At 63.5% G+C, this 18,668-nt stretch carries 20 protein-coding genes; 10 read left to right on the plus strand and 10 right to left on the minus strand.

What is annotated here, in order from left to right; genetic code table 11:
* From P8014_RS10625 to P8014_RS10635, 3 genes are all read right to left on the minus strand, one after another.
* The coding region (locus tag P8014_RS10625) for an efflux RND transporter permease subunit (protein WP_337817299.1) at nt 1–1,616 on the minus strand (1,616 nt) is incomplete at its 3' end.
* The gene (locus P8014_RS10630) at nt 1,613–2,680 is read right to left on the minus strand and encodes an efflux RND transporter periplasmic adaptor subunit (RefSeq protein ID WP_337817300.1); all 1,068 of its coding nucleotides are present in this window, start codon (nt 2,678–2,680) and stop codon (nt 1,613–1,615) included. The genes P8014_RS10630 and P8014_RS10625, both read right to left, overlap by 4 nt.
* 59 nt (nt 2,681–2,739) lie before the next feature.
* Nucleotides 2,740–4,167, minus strand: a complete 1,428-nt coding sequence (locus tag P8014_RS10635) for a TolC family protein (RefSeq protein ID WP_337817301.1) — start codon at nt 4,165–4,167, stop codon at nt 2,740–2,742.
* A gap of 260 nt (nt 4,168–4,427) precedes the next feature.
* Here P8014_RS10635 and P8014_RS10640 point away from each other — a divergent pair, with 260 nt between their 5' ends.
* From P8014_RS10640 to P8014_RS10650, 3 genes are read left to right on the plus strand one after another with little or no spacing between them, the layout of a single operon-like run.
* Nucleotides 4,428–4,874: a DUF4124 domain-containing protein gene (locus tag P8014_RS10640; protein ID WP_337817302.1), complete on the plus strand. Its 447-nt coding sequence runs from the start codon at nt 4,428–4,430 to the stop codon at nt 4,872–4,874.
* Nucleotides 4,875–4,904: 30 nt separating this feature from the next.
* Nucleotides 4,905–5,249, plus strand: a complete 345-nt coding sequence (locus tag P8014_RS10645) for a phenylpyruvate tautomerase MIF-related protein (protein ID WP_337817303.1) — start codon at nt 4,905–4,907, stop codon at nt 5,247–5,249.
* Between the two features lie 42 nt (nt 5,250–5,291).
* Nucleotides 5,292–7,010 carry a proline--tRNA ligase gene (locus tag P8014_RS10650; RefSeq protein ID WP_337817304.1) on the plus strand — a complete coding sequence of 573 codons (1,719 nt, stop codon included), beginning with the start codon at nt 5,292–5,294 and terminating at the stop codon, nt 7,008–7,010.
* Between the two features lie 18 nt (nt 7,011–7,028).
* Here P8014_RS10650 and P8014_RS10655 read toward each other — a convergent pair whose 3' ends face one another.
* The 4 genes from P8014_RS10655 to P8014_RS10670 all read right to left on the minus strand — a co-directional run bounded on the left by P8014_RS10655 (nt 7,029) and on the right by P8014_RS10670 (nt 9,908).
* The gene (locus P8014_RS10655) at nt 7,029–7,301 is read right to left on the minus strand and encodes an acylphosphatase (protein WP_337817305.1); all 273 of its coding nucleotides are present in this window, start codon (nt 7,299–7,301) and stop codon (nt 7,029–7,031) included.
* The gene (locus tag P8014_RS10660) at nt 7,294–8,556 is read right to left on the minus strand and encodes a YihY family inner membrane protein (RefSeq protein ID WP_337817306.1); all 1,263 of its coding nucleotides are present in this window, start codon (nt 8,554–8,556) and stop codon (nt 7,294–7,296) included. The genes P8014_RS10655 and P8014_RS10660 overlap by 8 nt, the downstream gene beginning before the upstream one ends.
* Before the next feature lie 85 nt (nt 8,557–8,641).
* A complete protein-coding gene (locus tag P8014_RS10665; protein ID WP_337817307.1) occupies nt 8,642–9,418 on the minus strand; it encodes a LysM peptidoglycan-binding domain-containing protein in 777 nt (258 codons plus the stop codon).
* Between the two features lie 193 nt (nt 9,419–9,611).
* A complete protein-coding gene (locus tag P8014_RS10670; protein WP_337817308.1) occupies nt 9,612–9,908 on the minus strand; it encodes a DUF4398 domain-containing protein in 297 nt (98 codons plus the stop codon).
* A 154-nt stretch (nt 9,909–10,062) separates the two neighbouring features.
* On the opposite strand from P8014_RS10670, the gene arsC reads away from it, so the two are divergent.
* A complete protein-coding gene (arsC, locus tag P8014_RS10675) occupies nt 10,063–10,425 on the plus strand; it encodes an arsenate reductase (glutaredoxin) (protein ID WP_337817309.1) in 363 nt (120 codons plus the stop codon).
* Entirely contained in the window at nt 10,422–11,015 is a 594-nt protein-coding gene (gene wrbA / locus P8014_RS10680; protein ID WP_337817310.1) for an NAD(P)H:quinone oxidoreductase, read from the plus strand. Before arsC ends, wrbA begins: the two co-directional genes overlap by 4 nt.
* On the opposite strand, the gene hda is transcribed toward wrbA, so the two are convergent.
* The 3 genes from hda to P8014_RS10695 form a co-directional block, all read right to left on the minus strand.
* Entirely contained in the window at nt 10,999–11,742 is a 744-nt protein-coding gene (hda, locus tag P8014_RS10685) for a DnaA regulatory inactivator Hda (RefSeq protein WP_337817311.1), read from the minus strand. The two genes, wrbA and hda, sit on opposite strands and share 17 nt — an antisense overlap.
* Nucleotides 11,735–12,802 carry an AI-2E family transporter gene (locus tag P8014_RS10690; protein ID WP_337817312.1) on the minus strand — a complete coding sequence of 356 codons (1,068 nt, stop codon included), beginning with the start codon at nt 12,800–12,802 and terminating at the stop codon, nt 11,735–11,737. The genes hda and P8014_RS10690 overlap by 8 nt, the downstream gene beginning before the upstream one ends.
* A gap of 66 nt (nt 12,803–12,868) precedes the next feature.
* Nucleotides 12,869–14,017 carry a DUF2066 domain-containing protein gene (locus tag P8014_RS10695; protein ID WP_337817313.1) on the minus strand — a complete coding sequence of 383 codons (1,149 nt, stop codon included), beginning with the start codon at nt 14,015–14,017 and terminating at the stop codon, nt 12,869–12,871.
* A gap of 156 nt (nt 14,018–14,173) precedes the next feature.
* On the opposite strand from P8014_RS10695, the gene purM reads away from it, so the two are divergent.
* The 5 genes from purM (at nt 14,174) to P8014_RS10720 (ending at nt 18,585) form a co-directional block, all read left to right on the plus strand.
* Entirely contained in the window at nt 14,174–15,229 is a 1,056-nt protein-coding gene (gene purM, locus P8014_RS10700) for a phosphoribosylformylglycinamidine cyclo-ligase (protein ID WP_337817314.1), read from the plus strand.
* Entirely contained in the window at nt 15,226–15,915 is a 690-nt protein-coding gene (gene purN / locus P8014_RS10705; RefSeq protein ID WP_337817315.1) for a phosphoribosylglycinamide formyltransferase, read from the plus strand. Before purM ends, purN begins: the two co-directional genes overlap by 4 nt.
* Nucleotides 15,890–16,648 (plus strand): DUF3108 domain-containing protein, encoded by a 759-nt coding sequence (locus tag P8014_RS10710; protein ID WP_337817316.1) that lies wholly within the window; start codon nt 15,890–15,892, stop codon nt 16,646–16,648. Before purN ends, P8014_RS10710 begins: the two co-directional genes overlap by 26 nt.
* 13 nt (nt 16,649–16,661) lie before the next feature.
* Entirely contained in the window at nt 16,662–18,068 is a 1,407-nt protein-coding gene (locus P8014_RS10715) for an NAD(P)/FAD-dependent oxidoreductase (protein WP_337817317.1), read from the plus strand.
* Nucleotides 18,069–18,156: 88 nt separating this feature from the next.
* Nucleotides 18,157–18,585, plus strand: coding sequence for a rhodanese-like domain-containing protein (locus P8014_RS10720; protein WP_337817318.1), 429 nt, complete (start codon nt 18,157–18,159; stop codon nt 18,583–18,585).
* Nucleotides 18,586–18,668: the final 83 nt, after the last annotated feature.

Consider the following 18,668-nt stretch of genomic DNA (forward strand, 5'->3'; position numbering starts at 1 on the left):
AACCAGTCCTTGGCCTGCGGCTCGTCGTCCAGCGTCGGTACGGCAGCCAGCGACTTGAGCGCCTTGCCCTTGAGCCAGCGGTACGCAGTCCACGGCACGACGATGTAGGCCAGCACCAGCGAAGCGACCATCGCCACCGGCACGTTGATCGGGATCGGGCGCATGAACGGCCCCATCATCCCCGACACGAAAGCCATAGGGACGAAAGCCAGGATGACCGCGATGGTCGCGATATTGGTCGGATTGCCGATCTCGTTGGTGGCGTTGACCAGCAGCGCGCCGAAATCCTTATTGCCCTCGCCGTGATGCAAATGACGGTGAATGTTCTCGATCACCACGATCGCCGCGTCCACCAGCAGGCCCAGCGACAGGATCAGCGCGAACAGGGAAATGCGATTGATGGTCTGCCCCACCATCCAGCCGACGCCCAGCACCACGAACAGCGTCAGCGGGACCGTGAGGGTGACGATGATCGCCTCGCGCCAGCCGAGGAAAAACAGCAGGATGAAGGCCACCACGGCGATGGCGATCGCCAGATGCTCCATCAGCGTGTTCACCGCATCGTCGGCGCGGCTGCCGTAGTCGCGTGTGACGGTCACGTGCACGCCCTGCGGCAGGGCCTCGCGCTCGAGCTGGTGCAGCTTATCCAACACGCCGTTGGCGACGGTGACCGCATTGGCCCCGGAGCGCTTGCCGATCGCCAGGGTCACCGCGGGTCGCGGATCGCCTGCGCGTACCCCCTGGGTCGCCGGCCCGAAAGCCAGGGAGGCGTACTGGGTATCGTGAAGCGGACCCATCCTAATCGTCGCGACGTCCTTGAGGAACACCGGCTTGCGATTGGCCTGCCCGACGATGACGTCGCCTAGTTGCTCGACGCCGCTGAACGCAGAGTTCACGCGCAGCTCATACTGGCGGTTGTTGTTCACCAAATCGCCTGCAGGCATAACCACGTTGGACGCCTTGAGCAACTTGATCACCTGATCCAGGCTCAGCCCGGCGTTGGCCAGGCGGCGCGGATCGATATCGATCCGGACCGCGCGCTGCTGGCCGCCGATCACCGAGCTGTTACCCACATTGGGCACGCTGCGCAGCTGTTCCAGGAAACGCAGTCCCAGTTCGCGCAACTGCATGCCGTTGAGCTTGCCCGAACTCAGCGTGACCGTGGTCACCGGCACGTCGGTGATGCCGATGCTCTTGACCAGCGGCTGCATGGTACCCGCCGGCAGGCTGTCCATATTGCGCATCAGCTGGTTGTAAAGCAGCAGCAGGCTCTGCTCCTCGTTGGCTCCGACCTGGAACTGCACGGTGACCACACCCATGTCGTTCACGGCATAGCCGTAGGTGTGCTCCACGCCCTTCAGGCCGGCCATCAGCGACTCGAGCGGCTTGACTACCGTGTTCTGGATTTCCTCCGGCGTGTTGCCCGGCCGCATGACGAAGATCGACGCCGCAGGCACCACGATCTCGGGGTTGTAGAGACGCGGCGTCACGCTGATCGCCAGGGCGCCGAACAGCGTCAGCGCCAGCATGATCAGGGCAGTAATCTTGGAGCTAAGGAAACCTTTGGCGAGCCGCCCGGCAAGATTGAGCGGCGTTGCGTTGTCCTCCGCGCTCATGCTCCGTCACCCTTGATCTGGACGCCGTTGTACAACTCGCCCTGGCTGCTCACCACGACCCGATCGCCCGGCACCAGGCCGGCCAGCACCACGACGCCGCCGTCCATGGATTCGCCGGCCTGCACCATGCGGAATTCGGCGCTGCCGTTCTTGTCCACGACGAACACCCCCTGGATGCCGGCACGTCGCTGCATCGCCGATGCCGGCACCACGATACCGGGCTGATCGCCGAGCGGAACCTGCACGCGTGCGTAGTCGCCGCTGGCCGCACCACTACTGTCGCTCAAACCAATCTTCACGGTGTGGGAGTGCGTCATCGGATCAGCCGCGTTGACCAAACGCTCGACCACGCCCTGAACCGTATGTCGCTTGAAATCGCTGCCATCGAAGGTAACCCCGACCTTCTGACCGAAGCGCAGATGATCGAAAGCGCGCGAGTCGATCTGCACCTGCACCTGCAGATGGCCCGAACTCTGCAAGGTCAGCAACGGCTGACCAGGCGTGGCCAATTGTCCGGCATCAATAAACTTGCCGACCACGGTTCCGGCGAAAGGCGCACGCACATCCGAGTAACTCAACTGCGACCGTGCCGTACGCAAAACCGACTGGGCCGCGACATAGTTGCCCTGCGCGACCTTGTAGGCCATCTCGATCTGCTGGAAGCGCTGCTGCGGCACCGCATGTTGCTCATACAGCGCCTGATAGCGTTCATAGTTCGCCTTGGCGTCGGCCAGCGCGGCCTCGGCCTTGCTCACCGCCGCGCGGGCCTGCTCGATACCGCCCTTGACGTCGGTCGGATCGACAGACAGCAGGAGTTGCCCCTTCTTGACCGTCTGCCCCTCGTGCACATACAGCTTGCGCACATAGCCGGTCAGACGCGAGGCCACCTGCACCTGGTCCGCCGACACCACGCTGCCCGGGAAGGTCGCATACACCGGCAGCGCCTGCTGCCGAACAGTCTCCACCTCGGCCGCGACCTCTCCAGCGCTCGCCTGCGCATGCTCGGGGGGCGAAGAATGGCCGCAACCGCCCAACAGCGCGGCGAGGCCCGTGGCGATGAACACTCCGTGAATCCTTTTAAACATTGTCTTATTTTCCAGCCAATTATGATGAATACCGTTATTTAGGGCGTCTGTACGCCGCCGGCGCTGGCAACGATCGCATCCGGCGTCAGGCGTCCGAGTCCCAGCAGCAAACCCGCGCGCTGCATGACCTCCTGATAGCGTGCCGCGACCAACTCGCTGCGTGCCTTGTCCAGTTCGGCCTGTGCGGCAAGCAGCTCAGTCATGGTCGCCACGCCCTTTTCGTAACGCAGGCGCTCCAGGCGTCTGGCCTCCTCGGCCTGTGTGATCGCCAGTTCACGTACCTGCACCCGCTGCTGCGCGAGGCGCACGTCACGCCATGCCGAATCGATCTTCAGACGCAACTGGTCGCGCGCCTGACGCAGCTGCGCGATCTGCTGCGTGACCTGGGCATTGGCCTGATCCAGGCCCCCGCTACGCGCGCCGAAGTCGAACAGATTCCACGACAGCACGCCGGCCACGGTATTGGATGGCCGCCCTCCCATACCGAAAGAAGGATCGTTCCACTCCCGGCTGACCACGACATTGAAATGCGGCAGATAGTCGGCGCGGGCCACGGTCACGCCGGCCCGCGCGCCCTGCAACTGAAGCTCCAGCGCTCTGAGCCCCGGATTGTCGGCTTGCGCCTGACGCTGCAGATCCACCAGCGACGCATCGGGCAGTTTCACGCTGAGCGACTGCGCAACCTTCAACGGCTTGCCCTCGGGCATTCCCACCAGCACGCGAAGCTGCTCCACGGCTTTGCCCAAATGCGCCTGCGCCTGGCTGCGGCGCAGTTGCACATCACCCAGATTCAGCTGCGCCCGGAGCTGGTCGTTACGCGAAACTACTCCGCGGGAATACAGCTTGTCGGTAATATCCACGTACGACTGTGCCGCCGCTTCGGCCTTTGCGGCCACACCTACGAAGGCCTGCGCCGCACGCACGCCTTCGTAGGCCCCCAGCACCTGCAGCGTCAACTTCTGACGCGCAAACTGATCGCCCTGGCGAGCCGCGCGCAGATACGCCCGAGCCTTGTCCAGATAACCCCAGACCTTGCCGCCGTTGAATACCGGAATCTGTAGTTCCAGCTTACTCTGGTAGTTCCGGTACCAACCCGGGTTGTTCAGATTGTCCGGGGCAATGAAGAGGCTTGAAGGGTTCGTCGGATTGAACTGCCCTGCCCCGAAGTCATTGAATGTGGCCACGCCCTGGTTGAGCTTCATGCCGAACACGTTGAGCCCGCCGTTCGAGCCACTGCCCGTCAGCGAGGCCTGCAACCTGGGCAGTAGATGCCCGCGCGCAGCCTTCACGGCGCCCTGCGCCTCGGCGACCTGCGCCCGCGACTTGAGCAATTCCGGCGTCTGCTGCAAGGCCTGCTGCCAAGCCTGACCGAAGCTCAAAGCCGTTACCTGCTGCTGCGCGAAAGCCGCACTGCTCCATCCCAGCAGCGCCAGCAGACCGATCAATGCTAACGTTCGCTGGCTCATTGCCGTATCCCGCATATGCTTCAAACCTCTGGAGAAACGTTTTCTTGTTGGTGTTTTCCCGTCTGCCGATATCGCCACGGTAAAGTCTAGATTAGCTCGACAGAGAACATATTAGAAATTAATAATATTCTTATAGTCAAGTCCGGAGCCGAAACCCACGACTTTCGCCAGGTAACTACAGGCAGTGCCAGAACCCGGACTTTGCTACACTCGCCAGAATATTCGATCCACGCTCGGAATCGCATCAGGTGACTCAGAGAATGAGACCAAGTTCAATTGTTGCGAGCCTGCTCGGCCTCACCCTCGGTGCATGCCTCGTCAGTTCTCATGCGGCGGCCTATCGCTGGACCGACGCCGACGGCGTCGTCCATTTCTCGCAGTTTCCGCCATCTGATCAGAAAAACGCTCAGAAGGTCACGGACTCGCCGATCAGCACGGTGTCGGGCGCCAGCGCCACTTCTGCAAACAGCTCGGCCAAACCAGCATCAGGGGCGGCTCCCGGTAAAGCTCCGCAGCCTATCAAGCAAGAGGTTCCTCCGGCCAGCAAGCAGGATTGCAATACCGCACGCACCAATCTGGCGGCGCTGAAATCCGGCCAGAGGATCAGGGTGAAAATGCCCGGCGGCAGCACACATTGGCTAAACGATGCCGAACGCGGCAAATGGCTCAAGCAAACCCAGGACTTCCTGGCCCAGCGCTGCAAATAGGGCCTGTCCGCACTACTCAGGCCCCAGACCATGCCGCTGCTCAGCATCGAAACCAATCAGGCGCTCGCTCCGGAAAGCGCCCAGGCGCTTCTCGACGATGCCTCTGGCACCGTCGCCGAACTGCTGGGCAAACCCGAGCACTACGTCATGCTCCGTCTGACGCATAACCCACACATGCGTTTCGGCGGCACCGCGGCGGCACTCGCCTATGTCGAGTTCAAGAGTTTGGGGCTGCCCGAAGAACGTACCGCCGAATTCTCGGCCGCGCTGACCGAGCTGCTCGGGCGGCACACCGACATACCGCCCGGACGCATATATATCGAATTCGCCTCGCCGCAACGCCATCTCTGGGGTTACGACGGCGGTACGTTCTAACAGCCTGCCTCCCTCAACTACAGGATCTGAAGGACCCTAACGATGCGCGTATCCGCATTCCCGCTCTGGACACTCAAGGAAGTTCCGGCCGAAGCCGAGATCGTCAGTCATCAACTCATGCTGCGCGCCGGCCTGATCCAGCGCCTCGCCTCCGGCTTGTATACCTGGCTTCCGCTGGGCCTGCGCGTATTGCGCAAAGTCGAACACATCGTACGTGAAGAGATGGATGCCGCCGGCGCGCTTGAGCTGATGATGCCGTGCGTGCAGCCCGCCGAGTTGTGGCAGGAGTCCGAACGCTGGGTCAAATACGGCCCCGAACTCCTGCGCCTGAAGGACCGCCACGAGCGCGATTTCTGCTTCGGCCCGACGCATGAAGAGGTCATCACGGACATCGCGCGGCGCGAGCTGCGCAGCTACAAGCAGTTACCGCTGAATTTCTACCAGATCCAGACCAAGTTCCGCGATGAGATCCGTCCACGCTTCGGCGTCATGCGTGCCCGCGAGTTCATCATGAAGGACGCCTACTCCTTCCATCTGGACGACGCCTCTCTGGACGAGACCTACCAGCGCATGTACCAGGCCTACACCAACATCTTCAGCCGCCTGGGGCTCGACTTCCGCGCCGTGGAAGCCGACAACGGCTCCATCGGCGGCAATGCCTCGCATGAATTCCATGTCCTCGCCGACACTGGTGAAGACCCCATCGCCTACTGCGATGAAAGCGGCTACGCAGCCAACATCGAACAGGCTGAAGCCATCCCAGACGAGGCCCAACGCCCCGCCCCGAACGAAGAATTGCGCAAGGTCGACACCCCTAACGCCAAAACTATCCAAGCGCTGGTCGAGCAGTTTGACCTGCCTGTCGAACGCACGCTCAAAACCTTGATCGTCCAAGCCAGCGAAGCAGTAGGCGGCGGACTTATCGCCCTGATATTGCGCGGCGACCACGAACTCAATGAAATCAAGGCGGAAAAACTGCCTGAGGTCGCCAGTCCGCTGCGCTTCGGCGAGGAAGACGAAATTCGCGCCGCTATCGGCGCCGGTCCCGGTTCGCTAGGTCCGCTGGGTTTGCCACTGCCCTGCATCGTGGATCGCAGCGCCGCATTGGCAGCCGATTTTGCCGGTGGCGCCAACATCGACCACGTGCACTATTTCGGCATCAACTGGGAGCGCGATCTGCCGCTGCCGGCTGTCGCCGACATCCGCAACGTACGCGAAGGCGATACCAGCCCCGACGGCGCCGGCAAGCTGCGCATCGTACGCGGCATTGAGGTCGGACACATCTTCAAACTCGGCCGCAACTACAGCGAAAAGCTTCAGGCCAGCGTACTCGACGAACAGGGCCAACCCGCTTCCATGACCATGGGCTGCTACGGCATAGGCGTCTCGCGAGTAGTGGCTGCTGCCATCGAGCAGAATCACGACGAGCGGGGCATTATCTGGCCGGAGCCTATATCACCCTTTCAGGTTGCCCTTGCGCCGATCAATCTGCACAAGTCGCAGCGCCTGCGCGAGGCGGCCGAGGCACTTTACGCCCAACTCGCGGACGCCGGTTTCGAAGTGCTGTTCGACGATCGCGAAATACGTCCCGGCGTGATGTTCGCCGATCTTGAACTAATCGGCATCCCGCATCGCATCGTGCTCGGCGAGCGCGGCCTCGATGCCGGTCAGGCGGAGTACAAGGGACGCCACGACGAAAAGGCTCAGAACGTCAGCCTGGACGGCCTGATCGAGTTTCTGCGCGAACGCTGTGGACGCTGAGCGCACGATCCCGACCTGTCAATAGCGAATCGAAAAACCGCTGACGGACTCGGGCTGCGCCTCGGCGCATTCGAGTCCGTCCACCCGGGCCAATGCAGGTCCTTCCGTCAGCCAGCGGCGCAACGCCACCAAGGCCTCGGCCGCACCCTGCGCATAGACCTCCACTCCACCATCAGACAGATTACGCGCGTAACCCCGCAGGCCAAGCTCTTCAGCTCTGGCACAAGTCGCGGCGCGAAACGCAACGCCCTGCACCCTGCCGCGCACCACGCAGCGCATAGCCTCATGCATCGCCAGCCTCTCCACCGTCACCACTACGCTCCTCAGCCGCAAGCATTTCACTCAGAGGCACGTCGAGACGGCTGGCCACATCGGCCTGCACCTCGCCCAGCCGCGCCTCGAGCCAGGAATCCCAGGCCTCACTCTCGTGACCTCGCGCACCCTGCGGATTGAGATCGAAATCACCCAGACGGTAAAGCTCGTTCAGACTCAGCGAATGCAGGTCACGTGCCAGCACCCAATCGCCCCCAACCACCTGACGCACCACATGCGCTGTCGCCAAACGCTGCAGCATGCCTTCGACCTGCCCCTCGCTGAAGATCGGCTCCGCAGCTCGCAACTGCGCCAATCGCAGCGTAGCGCCTCGGCGCTGCGCCGCACCGAGGCGCACGACCAAGCGCGCCGCCAACCACAGCGAACGCCGGGCCCGCGTATCGGCAATATTCCTTCGATGGCAATTGCCGCCGAGGCAGGCCGTGACTTCAGCCCCGACCAGCACGATCAGCCACGACAGATACAACCAGATCAGAAAGATCGGTATGGCGGAAAATGCGCCGTAGACCAGCTCGTAGTTCTTGAACTGGGACACGTACATCGCAAATCCGCGTTTTGCGATCTCGAACAGTACGGCCGTCAGCAGCGCGCCGATCAACGCATCACGCACGCGCACACGCACACGCGGCACCAGCACGAACAGCATGAAGAAAACCACTGTTTCCAGCAGCAGAGGAATCATGCGCAGCAACAACCAGTCGGAGTAGTGCGCCACTCCCTCGTAGACATGCGCCTTGTAGACCGCATACAGATAGGTCGAACCGGCGATCGCCGCGCCCAGCAGCAAAGGCCCCAGCGTAAGCAGCGCCCAGTACACCATGAACACCATCACCGTATTGCGATGGCGCCGCGTACGCCAGATGCCGTTGAGCGCACGATCGATGGTCGCCAGCGTCATTACGGCCGTCACCAGCAGCCACAAGGATCCGAACAGGGTCAGGCGTGAGGCCTTTTCGCTGAACTGCAGCAGATAGCGCTGCACCAGCTCCCCGGAAGTCGGCATCAACTGCCCCATGAGCAGGTTGCGCAGATCCCCGGTCAACTCCTGGAAGGCCGGAAACAGGCTGAGCACACTGAGCGTAACCGCCACCAGCGGTACCAGCGACAGCAGCGTAGTGAAGGTCAGGCTGCCGGCGGTCTGCATGCAACGGTCCTCGACGAAACGCCGCATGACCGCAAACGGCAGGTCCGCGATGGCTCGCAGCCATGGCACGAATCGCTGCGCAAAGAAAAAGGGAGCCTTTCGGCTCCCTTTTTCCCGGGTGCTACCCCAGCCCTGCATCAACGGAACCGCGTGTCTACTGGGCGGGGCCGCTCATCAGGTAATCCAGATCGCTGGAGGTCGGTTCACCGAGCTTCCAGGCACCGCGGGTCTTGGCGTGATGAATCGCAGCATCGATCTGGGCCTGGCTGGCCTGACGGTTGATGGTGAAATCCTGACCGGGATAGATCAGATCCGGGTCGTGGATCTTGGCGGCATTCGCCTTGTAGATCAGCGGCCACTCGAAGGGATTGCCGTAGATATCGGTCTTGCCGGCGATGCCCCACAAGGTGTCGCCCTTGACCACGCTATAGCTGCTCATCTTGGCGCCCTTCATTTCCGCCAGCAGCTTTTCGGTCAGGTCGTACAGAGGCTTGCCCTTCGACTCGCTGTAATACTGCTCGGCCTGTTTGAGCTGAGCCAGTTGATCGGAGTTCATCATGCTCTTCATCTTCTGCAACTGCTGCAGATTGGCCAACCCCTTGGCAAGGTAATACTGATTGATGCTGGCCTCGGCCTCGGCCTTGGCCTTGTTCGCCAGCTCCGTAGCCTTCTGATAGTCACCGGCCTTGAATGCCTTCTCGGCCTTGGCGATAAGCGGCCCCGTCGTAGTCCAGGCATAACCCTTGGCCTCGGCTTCAGCGTAGGCCGCCTTGGCATCTGCGATTGCTTGGGCGGCGGCATCCTTGGCGGCGGTGTTCTGCTCGGCAGCCGGGGGCGCAGACTGTTGAGAGGTGGTCGCGCAACCGCTGGCAAGGCCAAGCGAGAGTACGGCACCCGTAAGAAGAATCACGCGGGTCATACCGAGCTTCATAGTGATACTCCAAAGGATTGTTTTTTCATTGAGATTTATGGAGCTTCAGCGCCTTCGGAAAGGCAGCCGTCACACCTGCTAGGCATCTATCCATAGTCCCGGCGAAACTAGCATTCGGCCCAGGGAGTGTCAAGAAAGCCCGCGGCGCATAGCGGGCGAATCAGCCTCCGCCCCAGCCCCTGGCACTGCGGCCTCAGGGCGTTTTATTTTCCTTCTTCAAAGCCCAGTCTCGAGCCTGCTGTGCAGCGCTCTTGGCCTGTTCGGCCAGCTTGCGCGCACTCTGATACCCTCCGACGCCAAGCTGATCCTCTGCACTCTGCATCAGAGCTTTCGCCCGAGCGAATTCCTGTGGTGCGTCCTGCTGCGCTCCGGCCTGCTGCGCGGCCTGCAAGGCCTGCCTGGCATCGCTCATCTCCTGCACGGGCGCGGTCGCACACCCGGCCAGCAGCGTCAGCAACAGCGAAACGGCAGCGATCCGATATTTTCTCATCGGCAACCCAAATCGTTATGCTTGTGCCTGTGCGGCATATCGCGGCGATACACGACGACTCCAGCATCGCATCGTTAGCCCTACACTATGTACCGCACACCGCCGCGAAGCAAGCATTCGATCACCCACCGATTACCAGAGGCCCGAAAAACCCATGAGCGCTGCCGACGAAGTCGTCATCTATCACAATCCCCGTTGTTCGAAGTCCCGCGCCACCCTCGAACTGCTGCGCGAGAACGGCATCGAGCCCAGAGTCGTGGAATACCTCAAGACTCCGCCGACCAAGGAGGAGCTTGAGCGCATTCTCGAACTGCTCGGCAAGGAACCGCGTGAACTCATGCGCCGCCAGGAGGACGAGTACACAGAAGCCGCGCTGGACGACCCGGGCCTGACACGCGACACCCTCGTTCTGGCCATGATCCAGCGCCCGAAACTGATCGAACGTCCTATCGTGATAACCGCCAGCGGCGCCGCCATCGGACGCCCGCCGGAAAGCGTACTGGAGCTTATCCAGTGAAGAACGAAGTCCTGATTCTCTATTACAGCCGACGTGGCGCCACCTCCGAGATGGCCCGCCGCATCGCGCGCGGCGTGGAGGAAGTCGCAGGTGTCGACGCCAAACTGCGCACGGTACCGCCGGTATCGGCCACCTGTGAAGCGGTCGCAGACAGCATCCCGGACAGCGGCTCACCCTATGCCTCGCTGGAAGACCTTCGCGAATGCTCGGCGCTGATCCTGGGCAGCCCCACGCGTTTCGGCAACATGGCAGCCCCCCTGAAATACTTCCTCGACCAGACTTCGCCCCTATGGCTCAGCGGAGCACTGGAAGGCAAACCTGGGGCGGTGTTTACTTCCACCGGGAGCCTGCACGGCGGTCAGGAAAGCACGCTGCTCAGCATGATGCTGCCGCTGCTGCACCATGGCATGATGTTGCTCGGTCTGCCATTCACGGAACCAGCCCTGCTCGGCACCCGTAGCGGAGGTACTCCCTACGGCCCCAGCCACCAGGCGGGCGCCGACGGATCGCTGCCGCTCAGCGAAGACGAAGCACATCTATGCCGCGCACTCGGACGCCGCGTGGCGGAGGCCGTCAAACGTCTGTCTTGACCCGTTCCGGCGCCATAGGCGCAGGAGGAGGGCCGTCGGCGACCAGCACCGAGCGGATGAAAGGTACGGTCACCCGCCGCTTGGCCCGCAGGCTGGCCTGATCGATCCGCTCCAGCAACTCGATCAGTGCACGCGGCTCGCGCGGCCCGTGGCGCAGCAAGTATTGCACTTCGTTGACGCCGAGCGCGAAGCCGCGCGCGGCCGCCGCCCGTCCCGCAAGCACCTGCAAGCCATCGTCTTCCAGACGCTGCAACTGGTAGACGGGGCCCCACAGCAGCCGTGAACGCAAATCCGGCAAAAGCGCCTGCGCTGGCCGTTCGGCCGCGGTGAAGAGCAGCCTCCCGCCGTGCTCCCGCACCGCGTTGACCAGGCCGAAAAGACTTCTGGCCCATTCCGAATCCAGCCACACCCGGTCGACGTCGTCGATTACCAGTAGGTCCAACCGGTCCATGCCCTCGAGCAAACCGGCGCCATGCGCACCGAGTTCCGCCAGAGGCAGATAGGCAACCGCGCCCCCGGCATCACCCGCAGCATGGCAGGCGGCCTGCGCGAGATGCGTCTTACCGGTCTGCGGCGCGCCCCACAGATACCACTGCTGCTCGCTGCCTTGCGCACAGGCAAAAGCCTGCAGCGCGCCGCCGAGTTCCTGCTGCGACGGCGCCGGCACGAATGTCTCGAAAGTCGCGTCGGCACGCAGACTCACGTTCAGCGCCAACTGGTCAGACATCCTCATCATGCTCCCGGTAAAACGCGCTGCCCCGGTAGCGCCGATGAAGATGACGCAGAAACACCGCCAGCACCGCCGCCACCGGCAGCGCCAGCAACACGCCGATGAATCCGAACAACTGGCCACCTGCCAACACGGCGAAGATCACGGAGACCGGATGCAGACCGATGCGGTCGCCCACCAGCAGTGGCGTGAACACCGCGCTCTCCAGCACCTGCCCGACCCCGAAAACCACCAGCACCGGCCACAGCGCGAGCAGCTCGTGGGTCTGGAAAAACATCGCGGCCACGGCGGCGACGATGCCCAGCGTGAAGCCCAGATAAGGGACGAAACTGACCACGCCGGCAATCACGCCGATCAGGATGCCGAGCTTGAGGCCGATCAGCCACAGACCCACCGCATAAACCACCCCGAGCGCCAACATCACGGACAACTGGCCTCGCAGAAACGCCCCGAGCACTTCGTCGGCCTCGCGCGCCAGCGCGACAGCGGAAGACTGTACACGGGTCGGCAGCAATTCCCCTATATAGGCCACCAGACGATCCCAATCGCGCAGCAAATAGAACGTTACGATGGGGATCAGTACCAGATTCGCCAACCACCCGAACAGCACCAGCCCCGAACGGCTTAATGTATCCGCCAGGTGCGCGGCGAAGCCCCCGGCCTGCTGCCAGTGCTGTGACAGCAGATGGGCCATCGAGTTGAGATCCAGATAGCGGGGATCGATACCCAGACGCGACTGCAGCCAGGGCAGCACGTGCGCGTTCAACCAGGCCAGGTATCCGGGCAAGGCCTGGATCAACGCCGCGACCTGGCCTTCGAGCAACGGCAGCAACAACAACACGCTGCCCAGCAGAATCAGCCCCATGACCACGAACACCACAATCACAGCCAGCGTTCTGGGCAGGCGCCAAGCTTCCAGCCTGTCGGCCAGAGGATCGCCCAGATAGGCCAGCAGGGCCGCCACCAGAAAAGGTGTCAGGATCGGCGACAGGAGATAGATCAGAAATCCAGCCAGCGCCAACGCCGCCAGACCGAACCAGAGCATGCCCAGGCGCATGTCAATCACTCCGCACGAAGTGACACACAAAACCCGCAACGCGAACCACAGTGGAAGTCGTCGGCATCATGGATTGTAGCGGAAGTACAGCGTCTTGGCCGAGTTCCCAACCGGCTGCGCGACCGTCGCCGCCTGCATGGACTGCAGCCATTTGATCAAGCCCAGGTTGCGCGCAACGTCGTCCGCCTGGCCACGCGGCACCACGCGAAAAACCAGCTCGCCGCTGTCGGCGGACACCAATTGTGCAGACTTGACCGGCGCCAGTTTGTCCAGCAGATGCTCGATGCGAGCGAAGGCGGCCACCTGCTGCACACCATCGATCCGCACGAACACGACCTGCCGCCGACCGCCACTCGGCAAACCTGAAACCGCCAACATCGCGGCCAGGCGATCCGCCGCACCGCCGATACCGCCGGCCAGCGCCTGTGCTTCGCTGGCGCCATCGGAACCCCATTCCTGCCGCTGATTGCGGAATTCCAGCTGCCATTGTCCACGCCATTGCCCGCCGCTCGGGCGCACCGCCCCGGCGAGCACCGCATTCGCATCGTAACGCGCCGAAGCCTGCAACACCGGCCCCATGAAGCCGCCGCTCAGGTCTGAAAAACGCACCGCGCTCTGATCCTGAAGATCCATCAGCGGCAGGAAGATCGGCAGGCCACGTATCCGAGCCGCCTGCTCCACCGCCTGACTGGCGGCCGGATGCGGCGAGTCGCTTTCGCTGCCGAGAATGAAGCGCCGGCCGTTGCCCCGGCTGACACCGATCCAGAGAATGACCAACGGACGCTCGCGCCCCCACAGCGGCAGGCCATTCGAACTCAGCAAACGGTCGATCGCGACCGGGTCGAAGCGCACCTGCAAGTCGAGCTTACCGGATGGGGCATCCGCTGCAGCAGCGCCCACCGCACCGGACGTGGGCTGGGTTTCGTGGTAGGCAAACTGCTGGACATAGTTCGCCGAATTCTTCATCGCCTCCTGAACCGGCGGCTGGGCAACTACTTGAGAGTTACCGGAGACCTTGATCAAAACCTGGCCCAACGCCTGCTGGAAAGCCGCATCGCGCGTCTCCGGACTGCGGTCGGCGACCGGCAGCGTAATGCGGTAAAGCCCGGCCGCCTCCACCGCCGCGGCCGGGCGCGTGAACAGCGCCGCCGCAAAACCGGTCAGCAACAGAATAAACAGGACCGGGGCACGCAGCCCGGTCATCGACGAGTTCACTGCCGGAGGCCCCTGCATGCGTATGCCCATCGGGAATATGACGAGGCGCAACGATAGCACAGATCGCCTCTTTCCCGGGGCCGCGAGACGCGTTTCGGTTTACACGGGAGCCCCCTGCCCATACCATTCTGTCCTCGCACGTCCCCGGGCCACACCATGACCGACACCCCCCCTGCTTCCGGCTTGAGTTACCGCGACGCCGGCGTCGACATCGACGCGGGCAACGCCCTGATTGAACGCATCAAGCCGCTTGCCGCCCGCACCCGCCGTCCCGAAGTGATAGCCGGCCTGGGCGGTTTCGGCGCACTCTTCGAACTGCCGCTGGAACGCTACCGCCGCCCCGTTCTGGTATCAGGCACCGACGGCGTCGGCACCAAGCTGCGCCTGGCGCTGGAACTCGGCCGCCACGACCAGATCGGCATCGATCTGGTCGGCATGTGCGTCAACGACATCGTCGTGCAGGGTGCCGAACCGCTGTTCTTCCTCGACTACTACGCCACCGGCCGCCTCGACGTGGACATCGCCGCTACCGTGGTCGGCGGCATCGCCGAAGGCTGCGCGCTCGCCGGCTGCGCCCTGATCGGCGGCGAGACCGCCGAAATGCCCGGCATGTACCAGGGCAGCGAATACGATCTGGCCGGTTTCGCGGTCGGCATCGTCGAACGCGAGCGCCTGCTCGACGGCAGCCGGGTCGCACCCGGCGACGTGGTCATCGGCCTCGGCTCCTCGGGCCCGCATTCCAACGGCTACTCGCTGGTCCGCAAGATCATCGAGCGCAGCGGCGCGAACCTGAACGAATACCTCAAGTCCTATCCGCTCGCCGAGCACCTGCTCGCGCCGACGCGCATCTACGTCAAACCGCTGCTGGCTCTGATCGAGGCCGAGCCCGTACATGCCCTCGCGCACATCACCGGCGGCGGCCTGACCGAAAACCTGCCGCGCGTGCTGCCGCAGGGCACCCAGGCGGTACTCGACACCACGACCTGGCCGCGCCCGGACATCTTCCAGTGGCTGCAGACTCAGGGCGACGTCGCCGAGAGCGAAATGTTGCGCACCTTCAACTGCGGCGTGGGCATGACGATCGTGGTTCCGGCCGAACGCGCCGAGGCGGTCATCGAGCACTGCTACGACCACGATCTCGCCGCCTGGGACATCGGACGCATCGAAAGCAGCGACGAGCCCGCCCCGCGGGTTGTCTACCAGTCGCGATGACCGGGGCAGCAACGGCGCGCATCGTCGTCCTCGTTTCCGGCCGGGGCAGCAATCTCGAAGCGCTGATCGCCGCCACCGAAAACGGCTCGGTCGACGGACGCGTGGTCGCCGTGATCAGCAACCGCCCCGACGTCTTCGCCCTTGGGCGCGCACGCCGCCACGGCATCGCTGCGCAGACCGTCGACCACACCACATTCGCCGATCGTGGCGACTTCGACCGTGCCCTGATGGAGGCGATCGACGCACACGAACCGACACTGGTCGTGCTGGCCGGCTTCATGCGCATCCTCACCCCGGAATTCGTCGCGCACTACGCCGGGCGCATGCTCAACATCCACCCCTCACTGCTGCCGGCCTACCCCGGCCTGCGCACCCATGCCCGCGCACTGACCGACGGCGTTGCCCGCCACGGCGCCAGCGTACACTTCGTCACCAATGAACTCGACGGCGGCCCGATCGTGCTGCAGGGCGAAGTGCCGGTATGCGAAGGCGATGACCCCGAGCGCCTGGCGACGCGCGTGCAGCGCATCGAACACCTCATCTATCCGCAGACCGTGGCCTGGTACGCAGCCGGTCGCCTGCGACTGACCGGCGACCACGTCGAACTGGACGGCCGCCGCCTCGACGCTCCACCACGCATGCGCCTGGAGGACACAGTCCATGACACTGAGATCACCACCGAATAGACGCGCCAGCGGCATAGCCACCGCCGCACTCGGGCTCGGCCTGCTCCTGCTCGCGCCTCTTGCCCACGCTGAGGCCTTCGGCATCCCGTTCTTTACCGCCGAGTACTCACTGAAGAAATTCGACATGACGGTCGCGCACGTCACCATCAGCTTCCAGCCGCGCGGCAACCGCCTGATCTACAAGCAGGTCACCGAAGCCGCCGGCATCGTGCGCCTGTTCCGCAAGGACGTGATCACCGAGGAGAGCATACTTCCGCGCAACACCCTCGTACCGCTGCCCATCGAGTATCGCTACAACCATACCGGCGGCGACCACGATCAACACGCCGTGCTGCACTTCGACCGCAAGATTCTGCGCGCCAGCGGCCAGACTCCCAAGGGCGACGCCGTGCACGTGGCGATCGAACCCGACACGCTCGACCGCCTGTCGCTGCAGCTCGCCCTGATGCAGGCCGTCAGTCAGGGCCGCAAGCAGCTCGAATTCACCACCGTGGAAACGGCTGACAAGCTCAGCCACTACGACTTCCACGACCTCGGACACACCCGCATCGACACCGCTTTGGGCAAGCTCAACGTCGTGCATATCCAGCGTCTGTGGAAACGCAAGCAGATCCGCTTCGACTTCTGGCTCGCGCCCACGCTGCACGAAGTGCCGGTCAAGCTCGAACAGACCGAACTGAAGAACGGCTCCACGCTCAGCCTCTACCTGGAATCCATTCACTGGAACAAATAGCCGAGGAACCCGCATGAATGACCGTTTCGACCTGGCCGTCATCGGCTCCGGCCCCGGCGGCTATCGGGCCGCCACCCTCGCCGCGCTGCGCGGGCTGCACGTCGCCATCATTGAGCGCGGCGACTGGGGCGGCTGCTGCCTGAACCGCGGCTGCGTGCCGAAAAAAGCCTGGCACCACACCGCGCGCCTAGTCGCCGCCAGCCGCGACTTCGCCAAACGCGGCATTCGCGGCGAACTCAGCGCCGACATGAACGACGCCTGGCATCATCAGGAAGAAGTAGTCGCCGGGATACGCGACAGCTACGTCGACTACATGCACCGCCTCAAGATCACCGAGTTCTCCGGCAGCGCGCGCTTCGCCGGTGCCCACGAACTCGATATCACGGATGCGAGCGGCGACGCCCGCCGTATAGAGGCCGATTCGATCATTATCGCCACCGGCGGCACGGCGTACGTGCCCGAACCGTTCACGCCCGTGCCCGGCAAGGTGCTCACCAGCGACATGCTCTACGACCACGAGCCACCCGCCGGCAAGCGCGTCGCCATCATCGGCAGCGGCGTGGTCGCCACCGAATTCGCTTTCATCTTCGCCATGCTCGGCAAGGAGGTCATCTGGCTGGCCCGCTCGCCCGCGCTGCGCAAGATCCCCTTCAGCCCCCAGGCGCTGGGCAGCCTGCGCGACGCCCTCGCCCGCTACGACATCACCCTGCGCAAGGGCGAACACTTCGAACGCGTGGACACCGACGGCGACGGGGTGCGCATCCACCTGGGCTCAGGGGAAACCGTCGAAGCCGACTGGATCTGCCTCGGCACCGGCCGCACGCCGCATACCGATGACCTCGGGCTGGAAACCGCCGGCATCGAAACCGACGCCGAAGGCTTCATCCGCCGCAACGCCCACCTGCAGACCGCACTGCCGCACATCTACGCCATCGGCGACGTGGCCAGCCCGGAAATGACCGCCAACCACGCCATTTCCGACGCCACCATCGCGGTGACCAACATCATCGACGGCAATACCCGCGAGCAGGACAGCCGCTGGGTGCCGATAGTGGTCTACAGCGCCATCGAACTCGCGCGCCTCGGCATGGACGAAGACGAAGCCGAAGACGAAGGCTTCGAACCCGCGGTGGGCTTCGCCGCGTTCGAAACCTCACCGCGCGCCCAGGGCCAGGACGACATCGAAGGTTTCGTGCGCCTGCTCGGCGACATGGACGACGGCCGCCTGCTCGGTGGGGAAATCGTCGGCGCCGAAGCCGGTGAACTCGTACACATGCTGTCGCTCGCCCCAGACCACGAAACCGCGCTCAAGTGGCTTGCCCACGGCACCTACAACCACCCTGCGCGTGCCGAGGAACTCTCCAACGCCACCGAAACCCTGGCCAGCAAATGGGGCTTGTCCGACACCATCTTCGGCTGAAACCGGGTACCCCGGAGGTTTAAACCAAGTGCCCGAGTCAGATATATTAGAGCTTTCTAATTTTAAGCCGCACAAAGGAACTCACTCGATGTACGACCTTTTCAAACCCGAACAGCCCGCCGGCCTGATGGACTTCGTCAAGGCCGCCAAGTCCTGCATAAAGGAAATCGGCCCGACCGAACTGGAGCAGTTTCAGCAGGACAAATCCAACCTGATGGTCATCGACGTGCGCGAATCCGCGGAGCATGAGCGCGAAGGACACATCAAGGGCGCGATGTTCGTCCCTCGCGGCATCCTCGAGGCGGCCGCCGATCCCGAGTACCCGAAGAAGCTGCCCGAGCTGGTCGCCGCCCGTGAACGTCCCGTGGTCCTGTACTGCGCCACCGGTGGCCGTTCCGCGATGGCCGCTGCCGTGCTTCAGATGATGGGTTTCAAGGACGTCTACAGCTTGGCCGGCGGCTTCAACGGCTGGGTCGAAGCCGGCAAACCGGCGGCGACAGAGGCGAGTTACGTCTGAGGTTGTGCTGTTTTTACAGCCCTCGGCAGTTGTTAACGCCGAGGGCGCGTTCTGATTGCTCTTTAGACAAACACGATTCGATG

Origin of the sequence: Acidihalobacter sp. (assembly GCF_037381185.1) — a bacterium.
Taxonomy (GTDB): Bacteria; Pseudomonadota; Gammaproteobacteria; order DSM-5130; family Acidihalobacteraceae; genus Acidihalobacter_A.

Excerpts from the sequence above, each read along its gene's own strand:
- P8014_RS10635 (WP_337817301.1), bottom strand. The coding sequence starts at position 4,167 with ATGAGCCAGCGAACGTTAGCATTGATCGGTCTGCTGGCGCTGCTGGGA.
- P8014_RS10640 (WP_337817302.1), top strand. The coding sequence starts at position 4,428 with ATGAGACCAAGTTCAATTGTTGCGAGCCTGCTCGGCCTCACCCTCGGT.
- P8014_RS10645 (WP_337817303.1), top strand. The coding sequence starts at position 4,905 with ATGCCGCTGCTCAGCATCGAAACCAATCAGGCGCTCGCTCCGGAAAGC.
- P8014_RS10650 (WP_337817304.1), top strand. The coding sequence starts at position 5,292 with ATGCGCGTATCCGCATTCCCGCTCTGGACACTCAAGGAAGTTCCGGCC.
- P8014_RS10655 (WP_337817305.1), bottom strand. The coding sequence starts at position 7,301 with ATGCATGAGGCTATGCGCTGCGTGGTGCGCGGCAGGGTGCAGGGCGTT.
- P8014_RS10665 (WP_337817307.1), bottom strand. The coding sequence starts at position 9,418 with ATGAAGCTCGGTATGACCCGCGTGATTCTTCTTACGGGTGCCGTACTC.
- P8014_RS10670 (WP_337817308.1), bottom strand. The coding sequence starts at position 9,908 with ATGAGAAAATATCGGATCGCTGCCGTTTCGCTGTTGCTGACGCTGCTG.
- arsC (WP_337817309.1), top strand. The coding sequence starts at position 10,063 with ATGAGCGCTGCCGACGAAGTCGTCATCTATCACAATCCCCGTTGTTCG.
- hda (WP_337817311.1), bottom strand. The coding sequence starts at position 11,742 with ATGTCTGACCAGTTGGCGCTGAACGTGAGTCTGCGTGCCGACGCGACT.
- P8014_RS10690 (WP_337817312.1), bottom strand. The coding sequence starts at position 12,802 with ATGCGCCTGGGCATGCTCTGGTTCGGTCTGGCGGCGTTGGCGCTGGCT.
- purM (WP_337817314.1), top strand. The coding sequence starts at position 14,174 with ATGACCGACACCCCCCCTGCTTCCGGCTTGAGTTACCGCGACGCCGGC.
- purN (WP_337817315.1), top strand. The coding sequence starts at position 15,226 with ATGACCGGGGCAGCAACGGCGCGCATCGTCGTCCTCGTTTCCGGCCGG.
- P8014_RS10710 (WP_337817316.1), top strand. The coding sequence starts at position 15,890 with ATGACACTGAGATCACCACCGAATAGACGCGCCAGCGGCATAGCCACC.
- P8014_RS10715 (WP_337817317.1), top strand. The coding sequence starts at position 16,662 with ATGAATGACCGTTTCGACCTGGCCGTCATCGGCTCCGGCCCCGGCGGC.
- P8014_RS10720 (WP_337817318.1), top strand. The coding sequence starts at position 18,157 with ATGTACGACCTTTTCAAACCCGAACAGCCCGCCGGCCTGATGGACTTC.